Consider the following 7,611-nt stretch of genomic DNA (forward strand, 5'->3'; position numbering starts at 1 on the left):
GGGTATCCGGACCGAACGGGGACGGCCCGGGTGCCGGGCATCGGCGTCCCCGCCCGGAGCGGGGCCGCACGGGAACCCCGCGGAACGGCGGAACACCGGTACGAGGACTTCCGGCCGCCCGCCGCACCGGGCACTGTGAACAGAACGGTTCCCCTGTCCTAGGCGGTGACAGGCACATGGCACTGGGTACGGCCGCGACCGCGTCCGCGTACGAGCTGCGCTTCGACGCCGGGCGGATCTGTCTCGATCTGCTCGCGACCACGCATCCCGGCGAACGGCTCGACGGGCTCGAACCGTTGCGGGCCTGGATCACCGGATCCGGACTCGTCCCACCGGGCACCCCGCTGGCCCACGCCGACGCCGGCTGGCTCGTCGGCTTCCGCGAACTGCGCGGGCATGTGGGGCAGTTGGTGCGCGGCCGGAACACCCCGGGAGTCCGGTCGTACGACCTCGCGCTCGCCCGCGTCAACGACGTCGCCCGCGCCGCGGCGCCCCCGGCGCCGCGCGCCGTGCCCGGCGAGGACGGGTACCTGGTGCGGGAGTTGGCCGGGCCGCCGGGGTGCGCGGCGCTGCTCGCCGCCGTCGCCCGGGACGCCGTGGAACTGCTCACCGACCCGGTCGCGCGGGCGGCGGTCAGGGAGTGCGAGGGCGACAGCTGCCCCCTCGTGTACCTGGACACCTCCCGGGGCCGCAGGCGCCGCTGGTGCTCCAGCGAGGTCTGCGGGAACCGTGAGCGGGTGGCCCGGCACCGGCGCCGCGCCGCCCTCGCCCGCGCGTGAACGTGCGTGAGCGCGTGCGTACGCGCGTGACGGCCGTCACACCACATCCCAACTCTCGTCCCATTCGCGGCTTCTGCCGGATCTTCATCGAAGCTCCGCGAAAGTGATTTCGACAACACTCCGTTTGGTGACGGGTGAGTACGGGCAACCCGGCCGTCTTCGACGTTGTGTCGGAAATGTAAAGATCACGCGGTGGGAATGTGGGGTCATGTCCCGCTCGTCATGTCACCTCGCAGAAAAATGTGGGGTCTTGTTGAACACCCCGCGAGTCACTTCCGTACCGGTGGGGGAGCGACCGACTGGGGGAACCCCCGGACACCGGAGGTGGGCGTGCGCAAGGATGCGGCCGTGGCCAATGAACGTGGATCGAGGGCCCGACATCGCATGTCCCAGCCCTCGGAGCCTGATGAGGAGCTGATGCGTGCCCTCTACCGAGAGCACGCCGGACCTCTCCTTGCGTATGTCCTTCGGCTGGTCGCCGGTGATCGGCAACGCGCCGAAGACGTCGTGCAAGAGACACTCATCCGTGCCTGGAAGAACGCCGGCCAGCTCAATCGAGCGACCGGATCTGTACGCCCCTGGCTGGTGACGGTCGCTCGCCGCATCGTCATCGACGGTCACCGCAGCCGGCAGGCCCGGCCGCAGGAGGTCGATCCGTCGCCGCTGGAGGTCATCCCCGCGGAGGACGAGATCGACAAGGCGCTGTGGCTGATGACGCTGTCTGACGCGCTCGACGACCTGACCCCGGCCCACCGGGAGGTGCTCGTCGAGACGTACTTCAAGGGGCGTACCGTCAACGAGGCGGCCGAAACGCTGGGTATACCCAGCGGCACCGTCCGTTCGCGGGTGTTCTATGCCCTCAGGTCGATGAAGCTGGCACTGGAGGAGCGGGGGGTGACGGCGTGATGAGTGTGTACGGGGGGCACGGCGGGTTCGGCACAGGTGGTTCGGGTATGTCTGGTGCTATGCAGGAATCTCCGGTGCCCAATGAGCACGAGACTGTCGGCGCGTATGCGCTCGGGATTCTCGACGACGCCGAGGCAACCGCTTTCGAGGCCCATCTGGCCGGGTGCGAATGGTGCGCCCAGCAGCTCGACGAGCTGGCCGGAATGGAGCCCATGCTCGCGGCCCTGGCGGATCTGCCGGGCTCCGGAAGCACCCCGTCCATCGGCGAGTCGCTGTCGGCGAGGCCCAGCCCGCGGATGGTCGAGAAACTCGTCGTCGAGGTCTCCGAGAAGCGGAAGGTCCGCAGCAGGCGGAACGTCTTCGCACTGGCCGCCTCGGTCGTACTGATCGCCGGCGGCACGGCGGCCGGCGTGGCGCTGAGCGGCGGCTCGGACAACGGCAACGCGGACATGGCCATGGGACCCGCCCAGACGGCCTTCCAGACCATGACCGACAAGAAGACGGCCACGGACCCGACGACCCACGTCACCGCGACCGTCGCCGTCGAGAAGAAGGACTGGGGCACCCACGCGGTCCTCCAGCTCAAGAACGTCACCGGCCCGAAGAAGTGCTCGCTGATCGCCGTCGGCAAGAACGGCGAGCGCGAGACGGTGACGTCCTGGTCCGTCCCGACCTGGGGATACGGCATCACCGACGCCAAGTCGGCGAAGGCCAAGGAGCCCCTCTACGTGCACGGCGGGGCCGCCTTCACCCCCAACCAGATCGACCACTTCGAGGTCATGACCTTCGACGGGAAGAAGCTCGTCTCGGTCAGCGCGTAGGGCCTGTCGGCGAGTGACGACAACGCCGCTGGGGGCGCCCCCTCTGGGGGAGTGCGTGCCACGTCCCGCGTCTGCGGCATGATCCGCCGGACAGGCCCTGGCTTCGGCGGGCCCCCTTCGCGTACGGTTGACGGCTGCCCAGCACGTCAGAAGGGGGCCCGGTGGCCGCTCAGGCTCAGCAATCCGCGGTCGGCTCTCACGGCTCGGATCGGGATACCGCACAGGACTCCGTCCAGGACTCGCTCCGGGACGCGGTCCAGGATTCCGTTCGAGACCGTGAGATCAGCGTCGAACAGGTACACCTCGACCGGGTGTACCGCCGTCTCGAGGAGAAGATCCACGAGGCGGAGTTCCTGATGAACGACGCTGCCAAGCGCGGTCAGGTAGGCACACCCGGCGCGCTCGCCGAACGCGACGCGCAGGTGTTCCGGGCGGGCGTCCACCTGAACCGGCTCAACAACGAGTTCGAGGACTTCCTCTTCGGCCGCATCGACCTGCTCCTCGGGAAGGACGGCAAGAAGGGGCCCGACGGCGCCTACACCGCCGTGGAACCCGCCGAGGGCGCGGTCCGCGCCGACAACACCGCCGACATCGCCGAGACCCTGCACATCGGCCGCATCGGCGTCCTCGACCAGGACTACGCCCCGCTGGTCATCGACTGGCGGGCCCCGGCCGCCGCGCCCTTCTACCGGTCCACCCCGGTCGATCCCGGGCGGGTCGTACGACGCCGGGTCATCCGCTCCAAGGGCCGCCGGGTCCTCGGTGTCGAGGACGACCTGATGCGCCCCGAGCTGACCGCCTTCCTCGACGGCGGCACACTGCCCGTCATCGGCGACGGCGCCCTGATGGCCGCCCTCGGCCAGGCCCGCAGCCACACCATGCGGGACATCGTCGCCTCCATCCAGGCCGAGCAGGACCTGGTCATCCGCGCCCCCGCCGCCTCCGTCACCTACGTCGAGGGCGGCCCGGGCACCGGCAAGACGGCCGTCGCCCTGCACCGCGCCGCCTACCTGCTCTACCAGGACCGGCGCCGGTACGCGGGCGGCATCCTGATCGTCTCCCCGACCCCGCTCCTCGTCGCGTACACCGAGGGCGTCCTGCCGTCCCTCGGCGAGGAGGGCCAGGTCGCCATCCGCGCCATCGGCTCCCTCGTCGACGGCGCCGAGGCCACCCTGTACGACACCCCGGCCACCGCCCGCGCCAAGGGCTCCTCCCGGATGCTCCGGGTGCTGCGCAAGGCCGCCCGCGGAGCCCTGGAACTGAACGATTCACCGGACCGGCTCAGGGTCGTCGCCTTCAACCGCCGCCTGGAACTGGAGGCCGAGGAACTCGACCGCATCCGGCACAACGCGCTGGGCGGCACCGCCCCGGTCAACCTGCTCCGCCCGCGCGCCCGCAAGCTCCTGCTGGACGCCCTGTGGGCCCGCTCCGGCGCGGCCGGCCGGCACACCGACCCGGAGCTCGCCGCCGAACTGCGCTCCTCCTTCGACGAGGACCTCGTCACCGAGGACCCCTTCATCGAGTTCCTCGACGCCTGGTGGCCCGAGCTGACCCCGCAGGCCGTCCTCACGGCCATGGCCGACGAGAGACGCCTCGGCCGCTGGGCCCGCCGCATCCTCAACCCCGGCGAGATCCGGCGGGTGGCCCGCTCCCTGAAGCGGGACGGCCGCACCGTCCACGACATCGCCATGCTGGACGAGCTCCAGGCCATCCTCGGCACCCCCGCCCGCCCCCGGAAGAAGCGCGAGGCGGACCCGCTGGACCAGCTCACCGGCCTGGAGGAGCTGATGCCGATGCGCGAGGAGACGCAGCGCGAGCGCGCCGAGCGGCTCGCCCAGGAGCGGGTCGAGTACGCCCACGTCATCGTCGACGAGGCGCAGGACCTCACCCCGATGCAGTGGCGGATGGTCGGCCGCCGCGGCCGGCACGCCACCTGGACCGTCGTCGGCGACCCGGCCCAGTCCTCCTGGTCCGACCCGGACGAGGCGGCCGAGGCCCGCGACGAGGCCCTGGGCACCCGCCCGCGCCGCCGCTTCGAGCTCACGGTGAACTACCGCAACCCGTCCGAGATCGCCGAACTCGCGGCCAGGGTCCTGGCCCTCGCCATGCCCGGTTCCACGTCCCCCTCGGCCGTCCGCTCCACCGGCGTCGAGCCCCGCTTCTCCGTCGTCCGCGACTCGCTCGAGAAGACCGTGCGCGCCGAGGCCGAGCGGCTGCTGGACCTGGTCGACGGCACGGTCGGTGTGGTCGTCGCCATGGACCGGCGCGCCGAGGCCGCCCGCTGGCTCGCCGGGCTCGGCGACCGGGTGGTGGCCCTCGGCAGCCTGGAGGCCAAGGGCCTGGAGTACGACGCCACGGTCGTCGTCTCGCCCGCGGAGATCGCCGACGAGTCCCCGGCCGGGCTGCGCGTGCTGTACGTGGCCCTCACCCGGGCGACGCAGCAGCTGACGGTGGTCTCCGGGGAGCGGGACGAACCGGATGCGGCCGGAGTGCCGGACCTGCTCAGGGACTGACGGCGGGGCCGGTGGCAGGACCGGGGCAGGCCCGTTCGGCTGGTTCGGCCGGGGTTTTCCTGTGAACTCCCCGGACGGGAATGGCCGCGCGGGATCCGTTTGTTAGCCTTGTCGTGACACCGGCTCGATCCAAGCCCCCGGGCCCAACCTTCGTCGCCACGAGCGACCACTTGCCGCGAGGCGAGCATGGCGGGTCGGTGTCATGAACGTAGGAAGAGGCCCACGTCACCTGTGACGTGGGCCTCTTTTTCGTGCGAACAATACGTACGCAATCAGGCCCGGCTAACGCCTACCCGACGGTAGGTGCGACGATCGGACGGCAAAACCAGCGACACGGTGAAACAACGAAGGAAGTCGGCCATGGCAACGGCGCCCAGCGTCTCCTACTCGATGACCATCCGGCTGGAGGTGCCCGCGAGCGGAACCGCCGTCTCGCAGCTCACCACCGCCGTGGAGTCCTCCGGGGGCTCGGTCACCGGCCTCGACGTCACCGCGTCCGGGCACGAGAAGCTCCGTATCGACGTCACCATCGCGGCCAGCTCGACCGCGCACGCCGACCAGATCGTCGGGCAGCTCCGCGAGATCGAGGGCGTCACCCTCGGCAAGGTCTCGGACCGTACGTTCCTCATGCACCTCGGCGGCAAGATCGAGATGCAGTCCAAGCACCCGATCCGCAACCGTGACGACCTCTCCATGATCTACACCCCGGGCGTGGCCCGCGTGTGCATGGCGATCGCGGAGAACCCCGAGGACGCGCGCCGCCTCACCATCAAGCGCAACTCCGTTGCGGTCGTGACGGACGGCTCCGCGGTCCTCGGCCTCGGCAACATCGGCCCGAAGGCCGCCCTCCCGGTCATGGAGGGCAAGGCGGCCCTCTTCAAGCGGTTCGCCGGCATCGACGCCTGGCCCCTCTGCCTCGACACCCAGGACACCGACGCGATCGTCGAGATCGTCAAGGCGATCGCCCCGGGCTTCGCCGGCATCAACCTCGAGGACATCTCCGCCCCCCGCTGCTTCGAGATCGAGGCCCGCCTGCGCGAGGCCCTCGACATCCCCGTCTTCCACGACGACCAGCACGGCACCGCGATCGTCGTCCTCGCCGCCCTGACGAACGCACTTCGCTGCACCGCCAAGGCAATTGAGAACATCCGGGTCGTCATGTCCGGCGCCGGCGCGGCCGGTACGGCCATCCTCAAGCTGCTGCTCGCGGCCGGCGTGAAGAACGCCGTCGTCGCCGACATCCGCGGTGTCGTGCACGCCGCCCGCGAGGACCTGGTGGGCGCCCCCGCCGACTCGCCGCTGCGCTGGATCGCCGACAACACCAACCCCGAGAGCCTCACCGGCAGCCTCAAGGAGGCCGTGCGCGGCGCCGACGTCTTCATCGGCGTCTCCGCCCCGAACGTCCTCGACGGCGACGACGTGGCCGCCATGGCCGAGGGCGCGATCGTGTTCGCACTCGCGAACCCGGACCCCGAGGTGGACCCGGCGATCGCCCGCCAGACGGCCGCCGTGGTGGCCACCGGCCGCTCCGACTTCCCGAACCAGATCAACAACGTGCTGGTCTTCCCGGGTGTTTTCCGCGGCCTGCTGGACGCCCAGTCCCGTACGGTGAACACCGACATGATGCTCGCGGCCGCGAAGGCCCTCGCCGACGTGGTCACGGAGGACGAGCTGAACCCGAACTACATCATCCCGAGCGTCTTCAACGAGAAGGTCGCGGGAGCGGTGGCGGGGGCGGTGCGAGAGGCCGCGAAGGGGGCGTAAGCGCCCCGCAAGCGGCCCTGGGGGCCCCGGCCGAAGGCTGGGGAGGAACCGCACGTGCATGATGCAGGGGTCTGGGGGCAGCCGCCCCCAGGCAAACGTTTGTGAAACTTGCCACGCCATCCGATCGGCGCGTCGTGAAACCCCCCCTTCGGCCCACCCGTAGGGTATGGGCGGCACCGGATTGGCGTTCCCGCCGCAGGTGGGGGCAGGATGCGTCCCGGCCCAACATGCGGCTCCGCCGCGTGGCACGCCTCAATGGCAAGAAGAACACGGGAGTAACAACATGAACCGCAGTGAGCTGGTGGCCGCGCTGGCCGACCGTGCCGAGGTGACTCGCAAGGACGCCGACGCCGTGCTGGCCGCGTTTGCCGACGTCGTCGGCGACATCGTCTCCAAGGGCGACGAGAAGGTCACCATCCCCGGCTTCCTGACCTTCGAGCGCACCCACCGTGCCGCTCGCACCGCGCGTAACCCGCAGACCGGCGAGCCGATCAACATCCCCGCCGGTTACAGCGTGAAGGTCTCCGCGGGCTCGAAGCTCAAGGAATCTGCCAAGGGCAAGTGAAGCCGAGGCGCTTCGCTTGAGCGCCGTGGGTGACTGCGGGCCCGCTGTGGCTGGTCGCGCAGTTCCCCGCGCCCCTTCGGGGCGCGTCCGCCGACGCGGCTGAACATGACGATGGGGCGGCCCCTCCACCAGGGGCCGCCCCATCGTCGTACCGGCTCTCGCAGGCGTCAGCCGAGGGCCTTGCCCGGCAGTTCCACCTTCGCGCCCAGCTCGACCAGCTTCTCCATGCTGTGCCTGCCCGGGGGCAACCCCCGGACCCCCGG

At 70.8% G+C, this 7,611-nt stretch carries 7 protein-coding genes; 6 read left to right on the plus strand and 1 reads right to left on the minus strand.

Annotation, left to right across the window (positions count from 1 at the left end; all coding sequences use genetic code 11):
* Positions 1-176 precede the first annotated feature (176 nt).
* From ACFY0P_RS14765 to ACFY0P_RS14775, 3 genes are all read left to right on the plus strand, one after another.
* Complete coding sequence (locus ACFY0P_RS14765; RefSeq protein WP_388911762.1) at positions 177-779, plus strand: CGNR zinc finger domain-containing protein; 603 nt, start codon at positions 177-179, stop codon at positions 777-779.
* Positions 780-1,163: 384 nt separating this feature from the next.
* A complete protein-coding gene (locus ACFY0P_RS14770; RefSeq protein ID WP_010039908.1) occupies positions 1,164-1,685 on the plus strand; it encodes a sigma-70 family RNA polymerase sigma factor in 522 nt (173 codons plus the stop codon).
* A complete protein-coding gene (locus ACFY0P_RS14775) occupies positions 1,685-2,506 on the plus strand; it encodes an anti-sigma factor family protein (protein ID WP_388911764.1) in 822 nt (273 codons plus the stop codon). The genes ACFY0P_RS14770 and ACFY0P_RS14775 overlap by 1 nt, the downstream gene beginning before the upstream one ends.
* 146 nt (positions 2,507-2,652) lie before the next feature.
* Here ACFY0P_RS14775 and ACFY0P_RS14780 read toward each other — a convergent pair whose 3' ends face one another.
* Complete coding sequence (locus ACFY0P_RS14780; RefSeq protein WP_388912840.1) at positions 2,653-2,847, minus strand: hypothetical protein; 195 nt, start codon at positions 2,845-2,847, stop codon at positions 2,653-2,655.
* On the opposite strand from ACFY0P_RS14780, the gene ACFY0P_RS14785 reads away from it, so the two are divergent.
* The 3 genes from ACFY0P_RS14785 to ACFY0P_RS14795 all read left to right on the plus strand — a co-directional run bounded on the left by ACFY0P_RS14785 (position 2,788) and on the right by ACFY0P_RS14795 (position 7,348).
* Positions 2,788-5,019, plus strand: coding sequence for a HelD family protein (locus ACFY0P_RS14785; RefSeq protein WP_388912786.1), 2,232 nt, complete (start codon positions 2,788-2,790; stop codon positions 5,017-5,019). The two genes, ACFY0P_RS14780 and ACFY0P_RS14785, sit on opposite strands and share 60 nt — an antisense overlap.
* A 360-nt stretch (positions 5,020-5,379) precedes the next feature.
* On the plus strand, positions 5,380-6,783 hold the full coding sequence (locus ACFY0P_RS14790) for an NAD-dependent malic enzyme (protein ID WP_388911767.1): 1,404 nt from the start codon (positions 5,380-5,382) through the stop codon (positions 6,781-6,783).
* 283 nt (positions 6,784-7,066) lie between these two features.
* Positions 7,067-7,348, plus strand: coding sequence for an HU family DNA-binding protein (locus ACFY0P_RS14795; protein ID WP_089106629.1), 282 nt, complete (start codon positions 7,067-7,069; stop codon positions 7,346-7,348).
* Positions 7,349-7,611: the final 263 nt, after the last annotated feature.

Origin of the sequence: Streptomyces sp. NPDC001714, from assembly GCF_042892755.1 — a bacterium.
Lineage (GTDB): Bacteria > Actinomycetota > Actinomycetes > Streptomycetales > Streptomycetaceae > Streptomyces.

Excerpts from the sequence above, each read along its gene's own strand:
- ACFY0P_RS14775 (WP_388911764.1), top strand. The coding sequence starts at position 1,685 with ATGAGTGTGTACGGGGGGCACGGCGGGTTCGGCACAGGTGGTTCGGGT.
- ACFY0P_RS14795 (WP_089106629.1), top strand. The coding sequence starts at position 7,067 with ATGAACCGCAGTGAGCTGGTGGCCGCGCTGGCCGACCGTGCCGAGGTG.
- ACFY0P_RS14770 (WP_010039908.1), top strand. The coding sequence starts at position 1,164 with ATGTCCCAGCCCTCGGAGCCTGATGAGGAGCTGATGCGTGCCCTCTAC.
- ACFY0P_RS14790 (WP_388911767.1), top strand. The coding sequence starts at position 5,380 with ATGGCAACGGCGCCCAGCGTCTCCTACTCGATGACCATCCGGCTGGAG.
- ACFY0P_RS14765 (WP_388911762.1), top strand. The coding sequence starts at position 177 with ATGGCACTGGGTACGGCCGCGACCGCGTCCGCGTACGAGCTGCGCTTC.